15 protein-coding genes are annotated in these 16,529 nt (G+C 62.7%); 11 read left to right on the forward strand and 4 right to left on the reverse strand.

All coding sequences use genetic code 11. The features are described 5' to 3' along the window. The first annotated feature begins 34 nt into the window (after nt 1-34). Nucleotides 35-613, forward strand: a complete 579-nt coding sequence (locus tag BUA38_RS25695) for a DUF2147 domain-containing protein (protein WP_072826433.1) — start codon at nt 35-37, stop codon at nt 611-613. 15 nt (nt 614-628) lie between these two features. Here the strand turns inward: BUA38_RS25695 and BUA38_RS25700 are convergent, their stop codons facing one another. Further along, nucleotides 629-1,726 (reverse strand): lysylphosphatidylglycerol synthase transmembrane domain-containing protein, encoded by a 1,098-nt coding sequence (locus tag BUA38_RS25700; protein WP_083588079.1) that lies wholly within the window; start codon nt 1,724-1,726, stop codon nt 629-631. 705 nt (nt 1,727-2,431) lie between these two features. Between BUA38_RS25700 and BUA38_RS25705 the strand changes: the two genes are divergently transcribed. Together BUA38_RS25705 and BUA38_RS25710 are read left to right on the forward strand one after the other, a co-directional pair. Then, entirely contained in the window at nt 2,432-3,385 is a 954-nt protein-coding gene (locus BUA38_RS25705) for an acyl-CoA desaturase (protein WP_156898724.1), read from the forward strand. A gap of 132 nt (nt 3,386-3,517) precedes the next feature. Next, a complete protein-coding gene (locus BUA38_RS25710; protein ID WP_083587770.1) occupies nt 3,518-4,981 on the forward strand; it encodes an MFS transporter in 1,464 nt (487 codons plus the stop codon). Between the two features lies 1 nt (nt 4,982). On the opposite strand, the gene BUA38_RS25715 is transcribed toward BUA38_RS25710, so the two are convergent. After that, nucleotides 4,983-5,417, reverse strand: a complete 435-nt coding sequence (locus BUA38_RS25715; protein ID WP_072822340.1) for a hypothetical protein — start codon at nt 5,415-5,417, stop codon at nt 4,983-4,985. 74 nt (nt 5,418-5,491) lie between these two features. On the opposite strand from BUA38_RS25715, the gene BUA38_RS25720 reads away from it, so the two are divergent. From BUA38_RS25720 to BUA38_RS25730, 3 genes are all read left to right on the forward strand, one after another. Further along, nucleotides 5,492-5,926 (forward strand): DUF1772 domain-containing protein, encoded by a 435-nt coding sequence (locus tag BUA38_RS25720; protein WP_072822341.1) that lies wholly within the window; start codon nt 5,492-5,494, stop codon nt 5,924-5,926. A 39-nt stretch (nt 5,927-5,965) separates the two neighbouring features. Then, nucleotides 5,966-6,544 carry a hypothetical protein gene (locus BUA38_RS25725; RefSeq protein ID WP_072822342.1) on the forward strand — a complete coding sequence of 193 codons (579 nt, stop codon included), beginning with the start codon at nt 5,966-5,968 and terminating at the stop codon, nt 6,542-6,544. 189 nt (nt 6,545-6,733) lie between these two features. Further along, nucleotides 6,734-6,958 carry a DUF1127 domain-containing protein gene (locus tag BUA38_RS25730; RefSeq protein WP_172806091.1) on the forward strand — a complete coding sequence of 75 codons (225 nt, stop codon included), beginning with the start codon at nt 6,734-6,736 and terminating at the stop codon, nt 6,956-6,958. 202 nt (nt 6,959-7,160) lie between these two features. Here the strand turns inward: BUA38_RS25730 and BUA38_RS25735 are convergent, their stop codons facing one another. Together BUA38_RS25735 and BUA38_RS25740 are read right to left on the reverse strand one after the other, a co-directional pair. After that, nucleotides 7,161-7,586, reverse strand: coding sequence for a universal stress protein (locus BUA38_RS25735; RefSeq protein WP_072822343.1), 426 nt, complete (start codon nt 7,584-7,586; stop codon nt 7,161-7,163). A gap of 105 nt (nt 7,587-7,691) precedes the next feature. Further along, complete coding sequence (locus BUA38_RS25740) at nt 7,692-8,225, reverse strand: SixA phosphatase family protein (RefSeq protein ID WP_072822344.1); 534 nt, start codon at nt 8,223-8,225, stop codon at nt 7,692-7,694. Nucleotides 8,226-8,315: 90 nt separating this feature from the next. On the opposite strand from BUA38_RS25740, the gene BUA38_RS25745 reads away from it, so the two are divergent. The 5 genes from BUA38_RS25745 to BUA38_RS25765 all read left to right on the forward strand — a co-directional run bounded on the left by BUA38_RS25745 (nt 8,316) and on the right by BUA38_RS25765 (nt 16,311). After that, a complete protein-coding gene (locus tag BUA38_RS25745) occupies nt 8,316-9,779 on the forward strand; it encodes an NAD(P)/FAD-dependent oxidoreductase (RefSeq protein ID WP_072822345.1) in 1,464 nt (487 codons plus the stop codon). A 123-nt stretch (nt 9,780-9,902) separates the two neighbouring features. Continuing rightward, nucleotides 9,903-10,409 (forward strand): peptide-methionine (R)-S-oxide reductase MsrB, encoded by a 507-nt coding sequence (gene msrB / locus BUA38_RS25750; RefSeq protein ID WP_072822346.1) that lies wholly within the window; start codon nt 9,903-9,905, stop codon nt 10,407-10,409. Nucleotides 10,410-10,618: 209 nt separating this feature from the next. Next, complete coding sequence (locus BUA38_RS25755; RefSeq protein WP_072822347.1) at nt 10,619-12,454, forward strand: flagellar hook protein FlgE; 1,836 nt, start codon at nt 10,619-10,621, stop codon at nt 12,452-12,454. Nucleotides 12,455-12,500: 46 nt separating this feature from the next. Then, complete coding sequence (gene flgK / locus BUA38_RS25760; RefSeq protein ID WP_072822349.1) at nt 12,501-14,369, forward strand: flagellar hook-associated protein FlgK; 1,869 nt, start codon at nt 12,501-12,503, stop codon at nt 14,367-14,369. Nucleotides 14,370-14,394: 25 nt separating this feature from the next. Beyond that, the gene (locus BUA38_RS25765; protein ID WP_072822350.1) at nt 14,395-16,311 is read left to right on the forward strand and encodes a flagellar protein; all 1,917 of its coding nucleotides are present in this window, start codon (nt 14,395-14,397) and stop codon (nt 16,309-16,311) included. The last annotated feature ends 218 nt before the right edge of the window (nt 16,312-16,529 follow it).

Raw genomic sequence — 16,529 nt, forward strand, 5'->3', positions numbered from 1 at the left:
TGTAAATGTGAGACCAACCGATCGGGTGATGACGATGGCGGGTTCCAGATGGTGGCGGCGGATTTCTTCGATCGCGGGCGGATGCGCCATCGCGTTCGCGACCGCGTTTGCCGCGCACGCAGCCGAGCCGACCGCCGCAGGCCTCTGGCAGAAGATCGAAGACGGCAAGCCGGTGGTCTGGGTTCTCTTTGTCGATCACCGCGACGGCACGTTCGAAGGCGCGATCGCCAAGACCTTTCCAAAGCCCGGCACGCCTCCGCATTTGACCTGCGCGAAATGCACGGACGACCGCAAGGATGCGGCGGTCCTGGGCATCTCCTTCATTCGCGACATGAAACGAAACGGCCTCGAATATGAAGGCGGCAATATTCTGGATCCGCGCGACGGGCAGGTCTGGAAAGCCAAGATGACCTTGAGCGCGGACGGGCAGCAGCTCACGCTGCGCGGCTACGTGATGACGCCGCTTCTCGGCAAGGACGAGTATTGGCAGCGTCTGCCGGACTCCGAACTGGCCTCGCTCGATCCGACCGTCGTCGCCAAGTATCTGCCGTCTCAGGCGGTCGCGACCAAGCAGCCGGCGGGCAAGAAGCCAGCAGCCCCCGCCAAGCAATAAAGTTAAACAGAAGGTCTAGTGGTGGGAGCCGGCGCGCGAGCGTTGCCGGAATGGCAGCGTCGCCTTCACCTCGACGACTTCGGCCGTGTCGGTGTCGATGGTGGTGGACGTCTCTGCTTGCTTGCGACGTGCCTGCCAGGGCTGCACCACGCTGAGCCAGAGCTCGCGCGTGCCCATGATCGAGATCGCGATGCCGAAGGGGATCATGAAGTAGAGGATGCGGAACACCACCAGCGTCGCGAGCAACTGCTCCTTGCCGAATTCCGGGAGCGCCACCAGCATCGCGGCATCGAATACGCCGATCGAGCCCGGCGCGTGGCTGGCGAAGCCGAGCAGCGTCGCCAGAATGAACACCACCGCCAGCGACATGAAGTCGATGTGGGGTTGGGCCGGCATCAACAGATACATCGCCATGGCGCAGAAGCCGAGGTCGACCACGCCGATCAGGATTTGCACCAGCGTCAGCGGCGCCGAAGGCAACCTGACCTTCCAGCCATTCTGCCCGAGTTCGCGCCGTTCTTCGCCGAGACCAAGCCACACGAAATAGGAAACGATGGCGCCGAGCACGCCGAACGCGATCAGCCGGTTGATCGCGGGCGGAAGCTGATCCATCGAGGAAGCGGCTGCCGGGTGCCAGGCCATGCCGATGCCGAGCACAAAAGTGTTGCCAAGCCAGAATGTGAGCCCGGAAAGGAAACAGATCTTGGCGACGTCGACGGCGCTCAGGCCGTAGTCCGAATAGATCCGAAAACGAATGGCGCCACCGGTGAAAACCGTGGCGCCGATATTGTGACCGATCGAATAGCTGGTGAAACTGGACAGCGCTGCAATGCGGTAGGGCACATGTTTCTTGCCGATCGTTCGCAGCGCAAAGAAGTCGTAGAACGTCAGCGTGCAGAACGCGCAGACCACGCATAGCCCGGCGAGCACGATGTGTTGAGGCGGAATGTCGGTCAGCGCCACCAGCATGACGCCGGTATCGATACCCTTGAGGGTGCGGACCAGCGTTGAGATCGCAAAGGCGATAATGACGAGGCTGGCGGCAATTCCGACCCGTTTCCAGCCTATCCGTTCCTTGAAGCCACGCCGCAGCGCGGCCAATAGCCGAACCATTCGTCCTCCCGGCAGGGCCGCAACGGCGTTGCCGGCCTTATCAAAGCGATCGAGCGGCCTTTGGGGCCGATCGCCCTCGGAAACCAGACACATAAGGCAAAAACCTTTGCTTGTGCAGTCCTTGACAAAGCGACCGACTGTCGCGCATCCGCCTCACCCGAAACTTCGCAAGTAGCGAGAATTCAACTGGAACGTCCGGACCATGGCCGTTCGATGTCCGTAGATTCCCGGATGTTCCCCGACATGAAGAAGTGCCCCGACAGGAACGTCGTCTGCACGCGTCTGTTAGCGCAACATCGGCAATCGAACACTTAATCGGCGCGGCTGCGTGAGGGCGCGCGGTTGTGTTGACTTTGAAACGGCCGCAACGGTTGCGCGGCCATTCTCCAGAGGACGCTCGCCGAAGAAGATCGCCGACAAGAAATTGACCTCGCTTGCCGAGGGCAAGGTGAATATGCGCGCGGCAAGCTGATCGGTTTGTCGTGACAGGAGCGCCGCCGAGTTCGGTTCCGTGGCGTTTCGTTTCCCGTCGTTTCAGGCTTGATCGTTGTCGTTCCAGCCCCGGTTCCACCGGTAGCGGTAGAATCGTCCTAAAGCCCATTTTTGGCTGCAAATTTCCACAGCTTCGGTCTCGCGAACCGTCCGCAATCGTGTAAGAAAGATTCTGAAGATTTGGGAGCCGCGCGAGGCATTTGGACGGGGCATTTGGAAAAGCCATTTAATACCAGCATAAGTACTGCCGCGACCTGCGTCACTGAGGTTCCGGCCGCATTGCCCCTGCCGCTCGGGGCGAGCGAGCGGCGGATCAACTGGCGCTATGTGGCGGCGGTCGGCACCTATCATGCGCTGGCGTTGCTTGCCTTCGTTCCCTGGTTCTATTCGACCACGGGCGCCGTGCTCGCCTTTGTCGGCGTCTATGTCTACGGCGCCTGCGGGATGAATCTCTGCTATCACCGCCTGCTCACCCATCGCAGCTTCAAATGCCCGCTCTGGCTCGAGCATGCCTTTACGGTTCTTGCGGTGTGGTGCGTGGAGGATACGCCGGCGCGCTGGGTGGCGACGCATCGCCTGCACCACCACCGTTCCGATGAGCGCCCCGATCCGCACAGCCCGCTGGTCAATTTCTTCTGGTCGCATATGGGCTGGCTGTTCCTGGAGAACACCGACCTCGGCCGTCAGAGCGCCTACGACCGTTATGCGCGCGACGTTCTTCGCGATGGCTTCTATCGTTTCATCGAACGATATGTCGTGTGGGTCACGCTCGCTCAATCCGTCATCTATTATGGCGTCGGCCTGCTGATCGGGCTTGCGCTTGGCCGCGACCTCATGGCCGCGGTTCAATTCGGCGCCAGCGTCTGGCTGTGGGGCGTGGTCGTGCGCACGGTGATCGTCTGGCACATCACCTGGAGTGTGAATTCGCTGGCGCATGTCTCCGGCTATCAGAATTACGACACCGGCGATCACAGCCGCAACAATGCGCTGGTGGCGTTTCTCGCCAGCGGCGAGGGCTGGCACAACAATCACCACGCCGAGCCGAGCTGTGCCTGCAATCAGCGGCACTGGTGGGAGATCGATCTGACCTATCTGCTGCTGCGTCTGTTCGTGCTGGTGGGCCTCGCCTGGGATGTGCAAATGCCGACGCGCAAGCCGGGAGACTGACGGCGCCTTGACGGGTCCGTCGCGGAACCCGCCGCGACCCCTCCCGGCACACTTCGGCATTGATCGAAATTTCGAGGCGAACGAGCGGCTATCTCTGACGTTGGGGCCCGTGGCTTACGACGGAGATAGTCCATGCGAGAAGCAGCCATCGAATTGCGGCCGTTTCCGGCCACGGCGGAAGCCGGTCAGGACCGCAAGCCGGATGACCAGGAGTTCCGCAACCAGCCGATTGGGGAACAACAACCGCCGCGCGGCCTGCCGGCGTCGCTGACCCTGTTTGCGATGAGCCTCGGTTACGGCGTGGTTCAACTCGACGTCACCATCGTCAACACCGCGCTCGATCGCATCGGTTCCGCGCTCGGCGGTGGCGTGTCGGAGCTCCAGTGGGTCGTGAACGCCTACACCATTGCGTTTGCCGCCTTTATTCTCACTTCCGGTGCGCTCGGTGACCGCATCGGCGCCAAGCGCGTCTTCATGGCGGGCTTTGCCATCTTCACGACGGCTTCGCTCGCCTGTGCGCTGGCGCCGAATTCCGCAGCCCTGATCGCCGCGCGCGCGGTGCAGGGATTGGGCGCGGCCGTTCTCGTGCCCAATTCGCTGGCATTGCTCAATCACGCCTATCGGGATCGGCAGGCGCGCGGACGCGCGGTGGGCATCTGGGCGGCCGGCGCCAGTCTTGCGCTGACGGCCGGACCGCTGGCGGGCGGTGCGCTGATCGCGCTGATCGGCTGGCGCTCGATTTTCCTGGTGAATGTGCCGATCGGCATCGCCGGGCTCTGGTTGAGCTGGCGCTATGCGACCGAGACCACGCGCAACCGGCAACGCGAGGTCGACTTGCCGGGCCAGTGTCTGGCGATCGCAGCGCTTGGATGCCTCGCCGGTACGATCATCGAGGGCGGCGCGGTCGGCTTGCACAATTCTTACGTGATCGCAGGCTTTGCTGCGTCGGCGTTGCTTGCACTTCTGTTCATCGTGCAGGAGCGGCGCTCGTCGCATCCGATGTTGCCGCTGTCCTTGTTCGGTCATCGCCTGTTTGCGCTGACGTCGCTGGTCGGCCTGCTCGTCAACATCGCCTTCTACGGCCTGATCTTCGTGTTCAGCCTCTATTTCCAGCGCGTCAACGGGCTGACGCCGCTGCAAACCGGACTCGCCTTCGTTCCGATGATGGGCATCGTGCTGCCGGCCAATCTGGTCGCGGCGCGCATCAGCGAACGTATCGGCGCGCCGGCGGCGATTGCGGCCGGCGGCGTGCTGGCCGCGGCCGGATGTGTGACGTTGCTTCCGATCGAACCCGGCACGCCCTACGTCGAGATGCTGGCGCAGCTCATGATCATCGGCGGCGGGCTCGGTCTGTTGGTGCCGCCGCTCACCGCAACACTGCTCGGCAGTGTCGAGACGTCACGCTCCGGGATTGCGGCTGGCGTGCTCAATGCGACACGGCAGACCGGCAGCGTGCTGGGCGTCGCGTTGTTTGGTTCGCTGGTCGGGCAGCCTGATGCGTTCATGCGCGGCGCGCATCTCGCGTTGATGATTTCGGTAGTGCTTCTGCTGATAGCCAGCGTGGTGATCTGGCGCGGTGCTGCAACGCGCGACTAGATTATGCTTTGCGGAGCGCGAAATGCGCGCCGCAAAACGCCATCAAGGCGCCAAGGGCAAGCGCGGCAAGCGCGGCCAGGAATCCGCCAGCGGTCGGCATCGAACTCGGTCCTGAAGCGACTTGCCCCGCGCCGGCGAGCAGCAGCACGCCGACCGCGATCAGGAACTGCCGCATCCGCATCGGGATCTGACCCGATGCGGCGCTGTGCATCAGCGTCGCGGTAAAGTAGCCGCCGCAAAAGCCGACGGTTGCGATCAGCCACCATGCGAGCGCCGCGCCCGCCGGCATGAACACGATGGCATCGGATCGCCACAGGCCGCCGAGATCAAGTCCGAACCTCGCGCCCAACATGTGCACGGCGAGCGCGAGCAGCACGCCGGAGATCGCAGCGGCGGCAAGGATCAGGCGGCTTGGAAAGGGAGTCGTCTCGGGCATGCAGGGGTTGTAGGATAGGGCGAGCGATCGGTGCAAGCTGATCGTCAAGATCAACTCCCTTGACGAGGTTTGGCATGGCGTTCGGCCTTCTTGCATTGATCGCTTCCGCAATGTTTACCGGTGCGGCGTTCTATGTGAACTTCGCCGAGCAGCCGGCGCGGCTCACGCTCGACGATTCCGCGCTGCTCACCGAGTGGAAGCCGTCCTACAAGCGCGGCGCAACCATGCAGGCGCCGCTTGCGCTGGTCGGGTTTGTCCTGGGGCTCGTGGCGTGGTGGCAGACCTCCCATCCCGGGTTCCTCATCGGGGCACTTCTGATCATCGCGCCGTGGCCCTGGACGTTGATCGTCATCAAGCCGACCAACGACGCCTTGCTGGCGACGGAGCTGGACGCAGCCGGCCCGCTGTCGCGCGCGCTCATCGTCAAATGGGGCGGTATCCACGCGGTGCGAACCGTGCTTGGGGGATTGGCGACGGCGGCATTTTTTTGGGCGTGCCTGTCGCGCTAATGTAAGGACCCGCAATCAATAAGAGGTTGTTCGCAGCCGATGCCGTCGTCCGGTCAAATTGGCCTTCATTACGCCTACAAGGCTTCGCTGATCGGATCGGCGCATCAGTTCGATCTGACGGAGCAGGGCTTGTCCTGGCGGATCTCCGGCCGCTCCGGCCTCTGGCCTTATGCTGACATCGCCAGCGTGCGGCTGTCCTATCGGCCGGTTTCGATGCAGGCACGGCGTTTCCGCGCCGACGTCGGCAACAGTAGCGGCGGAAGGCTTTCGATTTTTTCGACAAGTTGGCAGACCGCCGCGCTGATGGCGCCGCAGGACAAAGACTATCGCGACTTCATCACCGAACTGCATGCGCGCATGGCGAAGGCCGGAAGCCGGGCGGTGCTGACCGGCGGTCTTGGTCCGCGGCTCTATGTGGCGGCGATCGTATGTGTGGCGCTGGTGGCGATCGCGATGGGGGGGCTGATGGTGCAGTCGGCCGCCTCAAGCCAATGGGCAGGCGCGCTGTTTCTTGTGGGCTTCGCCGCTCTGTTCGCGTGGCAGGTCGGCGGCTTCGTCAGGCGCAACAAACCGCTGACCTACCGCTTCGGCGAAGTGCCGCAGACGTTGTTGCCGTAAGCGTTCCGGATTTATTGCTCCGAGAACAATGTTTGGCTTGCACCGAGACATTGACGCGTTCATTTAAGGTCCATCAAGCCCATGATGCTCCGAGGGCTGCCAGGGCGGCCTTGAGGGGTTGAGTGCAAGGCGCGCTTCGCGGCGCGCCGACGGCATCGCCTTGTCGCGCGGCTTGCCATGGAGACGAAAATGACCGCGAGTTCCTTCAACATCCGCACCAGTGCGTCACGCGAATGGGGCCGGTGGCTTTCCGCAGGCATGACCCGCGTGATGACCTTTTGGGCGCGCCGGGAAACCATCAAGATGCTGCGCGAGCTCGACGACCATCAGCTCCGCGACATCGGACTTCCGCGTCACCAGATTGAATCGGCGGTCAAACGCCGCAAGGACTCGGGCGCAGAGCTAGCTCGATAGATCGCGCGATCGCGATCCGCTAGTGTCCTGATTCCGAAGTTCGCATCATCTTGCGGCCCCGCCTTTGCGAACTTCGGAATCGAAAGGACACTAGCAAACCTATTGATCTAGTGTGGCTTTGGTTCAGAAGTCCGCATGACGAACTCGCGGCACAAATGATGCGGACTTCTGAACCGCCACATTAGTGTCCTGATTCCGAAGTTCAGTGCCGCACCACCAGCACCGAGCATTTGGCGTAGCGCACGACATGGCCGGCATTCGAGCCCAGGAAATAGGTGCGCATGGCCGGCCGGTGCGAGGTCATCACGATCAGGTCGGCTTTGACCGTGGCGGCCTCTTCGAGAATCTCGTGATAGATGCCGCCCTGGCGCACCGCACTCGAGATGCGCGTCGCCTCAACGCCGGATTCGCGGGCAATGATCGCAAGCGCCTCCTCCGAAGTCTCGCGCTGCTGAACGTCGAAATCTGCCGGAACGTATTCGGCCAGCATCACCGGCGTCATCGGCAGCACGTTGAGAAGCCTGATCTTGCCGTTCGAATTCTGCGAGAGGGTCGCGGCCGTGGCGAGAGCAGGGCGCGCGAGATCGGTGTCCGCCAGATCGAGCGGTACGAGGATGGAACTGAACATCTATCCCTCCTGTAAGATGCCGGTTCGGGAACAGCTTAGCACAGTTTGGCAAGTGTTCTGGAAGTGAGACCTTAGTCGTCCTGATGGTCCGTCAAGCCCACTCCACTAGGTCTGCTTTAACAATTTCGGACTGACGAACAGCTCGAGCCGGCCGCGCCGGATCCGGACGTCGGTCCAGTCGTCGATGTCGAAATCGAGAATCGCAAGGCCCGCCGTCGGCAGGTTGTCGGCCAGCGCCTCGCGGCCTGCGGCGTCGCCGCTGCCGGCGAGCGCGAAGGCGAGTTCATGCATTCCGGGATTGTGTCCGACCAGCATCAGCCGCTTCGGGTCGGAGACCGACGCGTTGCGAACGGTTTCAAGCAATTGGGAGACATCCGCGCCGTAAAGTTCCGGCGTCAGTTCGACCTGGGGCGCCGTCGCAAGCTCCTTCATCGCTTCCCAGGCGATTTCCCAGGTCTGGTGCGCCCGCACCGCGTGCGAAACCAGCACGAGATCAGGGAATGGCGGATTTCGGCCGATAAAGCGGCCAATCTCGACGGCATCGTGGCGACCACGATTATCCAGCCTGCGGTCCTGATCGCGGCCACTCGGCGCGTCGTGTTCGGTCTTGGCGTGCCGCAACAGCATCAGACGGCGCATGGAGCATCCCGATTCGATTTCTCGTGGCCCAATTCTAACATTCGCACCCAAGCGCTGGTAGCAACGGTCTGAATTTCGTAAGAAAACGGCATGAGCGATATACTTGACGGAACGGCCAGTGAAGGTGAGACGGCCCGCGCGCGGCTGACCTTCGATCTGGATGCCGACATTTGCGTGGTCGGCGCAGGGCTTGCCGGCCTGACGGTTGCGCTGGAAGCGGCGCGCCTCGGCGCGAGCGTCGTCGTGCTGGAGGGTCGCCACGTCGGCTGGTCGGCCTCCGGCGGCTTGCTCGGCACCGTGATGCCGGGCTTCGGCCTCGGCTTGAAGGATTTGATCGCGCGCATCGGCCTCGAGGACGCCAGGGAGCTCTGGGACTTGTCGAAGGAAGGCGCCGACTATGTCCGCGCCCAGGCCACTGAGCAGCAGATGCCGGGGATTGCGGTCACCGACGGCGTGCTCGAAGTCTCCAACGTCGATGCCGGCGACCGCCTGATCAGCGAATTGCAAGTGCTTAGCGAAGACTTCGCAACCGAAGTCGAAGGTTGGCAAATCGATCAGGTCCGCGCTCGGCTCAGGACCGATCGCTATTTCCACGGCGTCTACTTTCCGAAGGCGTTCCAGATCGATGGCCGCAAATACGTGCACGGCCTTGCAGAATTGGCGACGCGGGCAGGTGCGCGGATTTTCGAAGACACGCCGGTCGTTGGCATCGACGCATCCGGAATTCGCAAGCGCATCGTCACCCCGTCGGCGCGGCTGCGGGCCTCGCACATCGTTCTGGCCGGCAACGTGCACCTCGGCGCGCCTTCGCGGCGTCTGTCGGAAACGCTGTTGCCGGTCTGGCGTTACGCCGGGATCACCGAGCCGCTCGGCGATCGCTTAAGCGATGTGATCGCCTTCAAGGGATCGGTGATCGATACCGATGGCATCGATCAATTCAGAATCGTCGAAGGCGGCCGTTTGATGTGGGCAAGCCCGGAAACCACCTGGGATGCCCGCCCGCGACGGCAGGCCGCCGGCATTGCGCGCCGCATCCGCACCATTTTCCCCCAGCTTGGGCGGGTGCAGATCGAGGATGTGTGGGGCGGCGCGACCGGCCAGACCGTGCACGGCATGCCGCAGGTCGGACAGTTGCGCCGGGGGCTTTGGGTCGCGAGCGGATTTGGCCGGCAAGGGTTGGCGACCAGTGCGATGGCCGGACAACTGATCGCCCGCAGCATTCTCTGGGGCGATGAACGCTGGCGGCTGTTTTCGCCGTTCGAACTCGTGTGGGCGGGCGGCATCACCGGCCGGGCGGCCGGCCACCTGATCGGCCTCTGGGAACGCGGAAGTTCGGCCGCCGCCGGCGCGCTCGCCCGTTATCGCGAGCGGTTGCGCGAGCAGGAGCGCATCCGCGAAGAGCGGCTTGCCGAAGCCAACCGGCTGGCGGGGATGAGACCGATGCGGTCCCAGCCGCCGCCCGGCCAGCCAAGCCCGAGACCTCAGCGCAGTCCTCAACCGGCGGAGCATCCGGAAGCACCGGTGGTGGCCGGTCCGGGCGAGCGGAGCGTCTGATGCCTTTAAAACTCGCGGGAACGTGAGAAATTGTCGTTCGGCCGGGTGTAACTTTCCCGGTCGGTGGCCGTATTTGAGAGCGAACGGGTTCTGCCGCCTTGCACCCTTGCACGGAGATATCAGATGATCGATCGCCGTATTCTGCTCGCTTCTACCGCCGGTTTGTTTGGCTTTGCGGCGCTGCGCTGGCTGCGTGGCGAAGCTGCTCTGGCCGCAACGGAAGAAAAGTTCGAGATCGAAAAGACCGACGCGGAGTGGCGCGCCCAGCTCACACCGCAGCAATATGAAATCCTGCGCAAGGAAGGCACCGAGCGCCCGTGGACGAGCCCGCTGCTCAAGGAGCATCGCAAGGGCACGTTTGCCTGCGCCGGCTGCGACCTGCCGCTGTTTGCTTCCGAGACCAAGTTCGAAAGCGGCACCGGCTGGCCGAGCTTCTATCAGCCGCTGGAGAATGCCGTCGGCAAGCGCGAAGACCGGACTTTCGGCATGAAGCGCGTCGAAGTTCACTGCCGGCGTTGCGGCGGCCATCTCGGCCACGTTTTCGACGATGGTCCGAAGCCGACCGGCCTGCGCTATTGCATGGACGGCTTCGCCCTGACGTTCCATCCGGCGGCGCCGACGGCGAGCTGACATCCGGCACTCGTCCGGAACTTTGCTCCCGGCAATTGTTGCCCGCCCGGCAATTGTGCCCCGGTCCTTGTGAACGGGGTTTTTTGTTTAAGTCATTGAATTTGTTGTAATTCACTGTTTGGCACGGCGATTGCGATGTCTCCCTCGAGGACGGCCATGCGTGGGCAAAAGGCCCCCGGTGTCCTGGGATCGAACGTGGAGACAAAGTTATGGGTATCTTCGACGCGCTAAATACCTCGGTAGGCGGCCTTCAGGCTCAATCCTTCGCGTTGCAGAACATATCGGGCAACATCGCGAACGCCTCCACCGTCGGCTACAAGGGCATCAATACCAGCTTCGAAGATCTGATTCCGGCAGCGCTGGCGGTGAACAAACAGGTCGCCGGCGGCGTCACCGCGCACGCGCAGCAGACCATCACCACGCAGGGTACGGTTTCGAACTCGACGGTCGCAACCAACATCGCCATCAACGGCGACGGCTTCTTTGACGTGCAAAAGCCGACCGGCATCACCGACAACGTCCCGACGTTCAACGGGGTCACCGACTACACGCGCGCCGGCGATTTCCAGGTCAATGCGCAGGGCTATCTGGTCAACAGCGCCGGCTACTACCTGATGGGTACGGCGGTCGACCCGAAGACTGGCAATGCGCTCGGCAGCGTGCCGACGGTTCTGCAATTCAACAACAACTTCGTTCCGGCGCAGGCGACGACGACGATTCAATATGCCGCCAACCTGCCGACGGTGCCGGTGACCCAGGCAAGTCCGAATGCAACGCAGGGGTCTTTCGTCTCCAAAGGCGGACTCAACCCGGCCGATTTCAGCCAAAACCCCGAGGTTCTGGGCACGGCGCCGCCGGCGTTCGGCAATTCAGCTGTGGTCGGCAACCAGGTCATCATCGGCGGGACCCCGATCACCTCGGGGACGGCACTGAGCACGTTGCCGACCAGCATCGCCGGGAAGTCCATCACCGTCGATGGGCACGTGATCGATTTCTCGAGCACCGTCGCGACCTCGGGCTCGTTCTCGGGGGCAGGGCCGTTCACCATCAACGTCAATGATCCGACAACCGGCACCCCTCCAGGCTCCACCGTCGGAACGTTGCTTGGCGCCATCGACACGATCAATGGCAATACCACCAACCCGAGCACCATCAGTACAACCGGTACACCTGGTGAGATCACGCTGAACACCGGCTTAGCCAACAATCTGGTGATCACGGACAACAATTCGAACGCGATATTCTCGCAGCTCGGTTTCTCGGCGGACCCGGCGGCAACCCGGACGGGCGGCGGCGGTACCGGTACCGGCGCGGTGGCCAACTCCGATTTGACGACCTTTGACAACGAGAGCATCAGCGGTGGGGCCATCACGGTCTATAATTCGGCCGGTACGCCGGTCAACGTTCAGCTCCGCTGGGCGCTGGTCGCCCCGAACACCTGGAATCTCTTCTACCAGAGCAATTCGACCCCGACGCTGCCGAGCGATACGACCTGGACCAACGTCGGTCAGACCTTCACCTTCAACTCCAACGGCAACCTGGTGAGCCCGACGGGCGGTGGCATCACCATCCCGAACCTCACGGTCAACAATCAGCAGGTCGGAGACGTTCGACTCAACATCGCCTCCGGCGCGCTGTCGCAATTTGCGTCCACCACCGGTAACGCGACCGTCGGCCAGATCACGCAGAACGGTTTTGCCGCCGGTCAGCTCCAGTCGGTGGCCATCAACAACAGCGGACTCGTGGTCGGCACGTTCTCCAACGGCCAGAACATCGATCTGGCCTCGATCACGCTGTCGCACTTCAACGGCACCAATTATCTGCAAGCGCTCGACGGTCAGGCCTATGCGGCGACTGCCGAGTCCGGACCGGCGATCCAGGGCGCCTCCGGCTCGATCGCGGGCTCGTCGCTCGAAGGTTCCAACACCGATATCGCCGACGAATTCACGAAGCTGATCGTGACCCAGCAGGCTTATTCGGCCAACACCAAGGTGATCACCACGGCCAACGACATGGTTCAGAGTTTGCTGAACGTGTTGCGTTGATCGGCGCCGGCCTGTTCCGGCGTGATCTAATACAAGGCGGGTAAAGATGGGTTTGAGTTCTGCCCTTGCCAGTGCGGTGGCCGGCCTGCGTGCCAACCAGGCCGCGCTTTCGATTACGTCGGCGAATGTCGCCAACGCCAACACGCCTGGTTATGTCGCCCAGTCCGTCAACCAGATCGAGGTGGCGAGCGGCGGCTCCGGCTCATCGGTCCTGGTGACCGGCGTCACCCGTGACATCGATCAGTTCATCCAGGGGCAGCTTCGCACCGAGACCGGCGGCGCCGGCTATGCCAACCAGATCTCGAACATCCTCGGGCAACTGCAAAGCATCTACGGTACGCCCGGGGGCACCGGTACGCTGGAGTCTGCGTACAACAATTTCACCTCCGCCATCCAGGCGCTGCAGACCAACACGACCGGATTGGCGGCGCAGACCACGGCGTTGAGTGCGGCACAGACACTGGCGCAGACGATCAACACGACGTCGCAGGGCATCCAGACGCTGCGCACCAACGTCAACCAGGACATCAGCAACTCGGTGGCGCAGGTCAACACCGACCTGAAGCAGATCGCGGCGATCAATACCAAGCTTCAAAGCCTGAGCGCGACCGATCCGTCCGCCGCTACGCTGCAAGATCAGCGCGACGCCGCCATCAACGACGTCTCGAAATATGTCGACGTGAAAGCCGTCAACAGTGGCGTCAACGGTGTCAACGTCTTTACGACCACGGGCGTTCAACTTGTCGGCGACGGCCAGGCATCGCAATTCAACTTCAGCGCGGCGGGAACGCTGAGCCCGACGTCGCTGTACAATACCGATCCGACCAAATCCACCGTCGGCACGCTGACCGTGACGCTGCCCAATGGCGCGAGCCTCGATGCCATTGCCAACAAGGTGATCAGCTCCGGCCAGATCGCCGCCGACATAACACTGCGCGACCAGACGCTGGTGCAGGCGCAAACTCAGGTCGACCAGCTCGCCGCGACGCTTTCAAGTTCGCTGTCGGATCAGACCACGCAGGGCACCGCGGTGAATCCCTCCGCGTCGCTTTCCGGATTCACGCTCGATCTGTCCAACGTGCAGCCCGGCAATTCGATCAACCTGACCTACACGAACAATGCCGGCCAGCAGCAGCAGGTGCAGATCGTCCGCGTCGACGATCCCAAGGCGCTGCCGCTGGCAAACCCGCCGGGCGCCAGTCCGCAGGTGATCGGGGTCAACTTCACCGGCGGTATCACGTCGGTGGTGTCGCAGTTGAACGCCGCGCTCGGCCAGACCCATCTGCAATTCGCCAACTCATCTGGATTGTTGCAGGTCGCCGCCAACCCGGCCGACAACGTTACCGTGAATTCGGCCTCGACCACCACGACGGTCACCTCGTTGACCAGCGGCAGCCCGCAACTGCCGTTTTTCACCGACTCAAGCTCGCCCTATACCGGCGCGATCACCGGCGCCGGTTCGGAGTTGACCGGCTTTGCGCAGCGGATCCAGGTCAATCCGGCGCTGCTCGCCAATCCCGCGAACGTCACCGTGTACAGCAATTCGCCGCCGACGCCGGCCGGCGACACCACGCGCTCGGATTTCATCTTCTCGCAGCTGACGTCCAGCACCTTCAGCTATTCGCCGCAGACCGGGCTCGGTTCGACCACAGCGCCGTTCAAGGGCACCATCGGCAATTATATTCAACAGTTCATCAGCCAGCAGGCCACGGCTGCAAACTCCGCCACGCAACTCCAGCAAGGCCAGAGCGTCGTCGTCAGTACCTTGCAGCAGAAATTCAATACGACCTCGGAAGTCAACATCGATTCCGAGCTGTCGAACCTGATCGCGTTACAGAATTCCTACGCGGCCAACGCCCACGTGATGTCGGTCGTCCAGAGCATGATGCAGACCCTGATGCAGGTCCAACTTTAGGTTCCAAGCGTAAGGCGGTTTCCAGATGTCGATTAACAGTATCGGTTTCAACAATTCGCTGTTTGGCCAGGCTGTCCAGAATCTCAACAGCCAGCTCACGAACCTGTCGACCCAACTGGCGACCGGCGAGAAGTCGACCACCTATTCGGGTATGGGCCTCAACGAGGGCTTTGCGATCGCCGCGCGGTCGCAGCTCTCCAACATCTCGGCCTTCACGACCACGATCACCAACGTCAATACCAGCATTGGCGCCGCCAATACGGCGCTGCAATCGTTGTCGAATATCTCTACCGCGGTAAAGAACGATGCGGCTTCCACGCCACAAGATCTCAACAGCACCGGCCAGACCGTTGGGCAGCAGAACGCGCTGAGCCAGCTTTCTTCCGTCGTCGGGATCCTCAACACCCAGGCCGGCGACCGCTTTCTGTTTTCGGGAAGCGCGATCGACACGCCGGCGGTTGCCGACGTCAATACCATCCTCAATGGCACCGGCACCAAGGCCGGGTTGAAGCAGCTCATTGCGGAACGCGCGCAAGCCGACGGCACCACCGGCCTCGGGCGTCTCGTGATCTCGTCGCCGACCACCTCAGGAGGCACGACGTCATTCTCGGTCGCTGAAGACGCAGCCGGGTCGCCGTTCGGACTGAAGCTGAGCACGGTCACGTCGAACCTGACCGGCGCCACTGTGACCGGCCCGGCCGGGTCGCCGGCCGCGGTGTCGTTCAGCTTTGGCGCGACCAATCCCAATCCGGGCGATCAGGTCACGCTCAACTTCAATCTGCCCGACGGCACGACATCGTCCGTGACGTTGACAGCCTCGAACACCACGCCGGCGCCCGCCAATACCTTTGCGATCGGTTCGACGCCGGCGCAGACCGCGGCCAATCTCAACAGCGCGTTGAACACGGCGATCGGCACCGTGGCGAACACCGATCTGGTCGCGGCGTCCGCGGTTGCCGCGGGCAACGATTTCTTCGATCCTTCGAGCAGCGCGACCGGAAGCGTCGCCACCAACCAGCAGACACCGGCTGCCCCGATCACCAGCGCGACCAAGCTGTCAGGTACGGCTCCTTCGGACTCGCTCACCGCGGGTTTTCAGAACGGCGACTCCATCTCCGTCAACGGGACCGCGATCACGTTTTCAACGTCGTCACCGACCTCGTTGACGGGCCCCACCTACAATATCAATCCGACCACCGGCACGGTCGGTAACCTGCTGTCTGCGATCGACTCGATCACCGGCACCACGACGCCTTCCTCGATCGATGGCGGCGCAATCACGCTGAACACGCCGAACGCGGCGAGTTTTTCGATCTCCGGCACGACGGCGAACGCGACCTCGGCGTTGTCCTCACTGGGCTTCAGCAGCAGTCCGATCACCGCACCCCAACCGCCGCTGCGTGTGTCCGGCTCGCCGCTCTCAAGCGCGACTTCACTTGTCAACGGTTCGGCCAGTACAGTTGCCTGGTACACCGGAAATTCCTCGGCCGATCCGCGCGCATCGTCCAACGCCCGGATCGACTCCGGGATCACGGTCAATTATGGCGCCCAGGCCAACGAGCAGGCGATCCGCCAGCAGCTTGAGGGTATCGCGGTTTATGCCGCGGTCAGCTTCTCGCCGACCGCGGCCAATTCGCCCAAACAGGCCGCGGCACTCTCGTTACGCATTTCCAACAACCTGACGTCGCAGCCGGGCCAGCAAACGATCGCGGACATTCAGACGGATTACGCGGCCGCCCAGACCCAGATGCAGGCCGCGAGCGCACGGCAGTCGCAGACCCAGACGGTGCTGCAAAATCTCGTCGACTCGACCGAAACGGTGTCCACCGATCAGGTCGCGAGCGAAATCCTGCAACTGCAGACGACGTTGTCGGCTTCCTACCAGACCACCTCGATCCTGGCCGGCTTGAGCCTGACCAAGTTCCTGGCGCCAGGTGGCTAAAGGTGAGGGTCGGGCCGAATGCGGCCGGCGCGTCCGCGCGGGCCATAAAGCTTTCGTTAACCATAGCTGTTTACTTCTCCTAACGCGGGTTAACGCCGCATTAGCGGCCATTGGGGCTCATTAAAGTTCCGCTGATCAAGGCGGACATCGAGGTCTTGGAATGCTCCACGGTAGTGTTCGATTCCAGGTATCAGAGGCGGCGAGCTCTACGGGCCGGT

The sequence above is a fragment of the Bradyrhizobium erythrophlei genome (assembly GCF_900142985.1).
GTDB lineage: Bacteria > Pseudomonadota > Alphaproteobacteria > Rhizobiales > Xanthobacteraceae > Bradyrhizobium > Bradyrhizobium erythrophlei_B.

Coding starts and splice junctions, on each gene's coding strand:
- flgK (WP_072822349.1), top strand. CDS start 12,501: ATGGGTTTGAGTTCTGCCCTTGCCAGTGCGGTGGCCGGCCTGCGTGCC.
- BUA38_RS25740 (WP_072822344.1), bottom strand. CDS start 8,225: ATGCGCCGTCTGATGCTGTTGCGGCACGCCAAGACCGAACACGACGCG.
- BUA38_RS25735 (WP_072822343.1), bottom strand. CDS start 7,586: ATGTTCAGTTCCATCCTCGTACCGCTCGATCTGGCGGACACCGATCTC.
- BUA38_RS25695 (WP_072826433.1), top strand. CDS start 35: ATGGCGGGTTCCAGATGGTGGCGGCGGATTTCTTCGATCGCGGGCGGA.
- BUA38_RS25725 (WP_072822342.1), top strand. CDS start 5,966: ATGCCGTCGTCCGGTCAAATTGGCCTTCATTACGCCTACAAGGCTTCG.
- msrB (WP_072822346.1), top strand. CDS start 9,903: ATGATCGATCGCCGTATTCTGCTCGCTTCTACCGCCGGTTTGTTTGGC.
- BUA38_RS25715 (WP_072822340.1), bottom strand. CDS start 5,417: ATGCCCGAGACGACTCCCTTTCCAAGCCGCCTGATCCTTGCCGCCGCT.
- BUA38_RS25720 (WP_072822341.1), top strand. CDS start 5,492: ATGGCGTTCGGCCTTCTTGCATTGATCGCTTCCGCAATGTTTACCGGT.
- BUA38_RS25700 (WP_083588079.1), bottom strand. CDS start 1,726: ATGGTTCGGCTATTGGCCGCGCTGCGGCGTGGCTTCAAGGAACGGATA.
- BUA38_RS25745 (WP_072822345.1), top strand. CDS start 8,316: ATGAGCGATATACTTGACGGAACGGCCAGTGAAGGTGAGACGGCCCGC.
- BUA38_RS25730 (WP_172806091.1), top strand. CDS start 6,734: ATGACCGCGAGTTCCTTCAACATCCGCACCAGTGCGTCACGCGAATGG.
- BUA38_RS25755 (WP_072822347.1), top strand. CDS start 10,619: ATGGGTATCTTCGACGCGCTAAATACCTCGGTAGGCGGCCTTCAGGCT.
- BUA38_RS25765 (WP_072822350.1), top strand. CDS start 14,395: ATGTCGATTAACAGTATCGGTTTCAACAATTCGCTGTTTGGCCAGGCT.
- BUA38_RS25710 (WP_083587770.1), top strand. CDS start 3,518: ATGCGAGAAGCAGCCATCGAATTGCGGCCGTTTCCGGCCACGGCGGAA.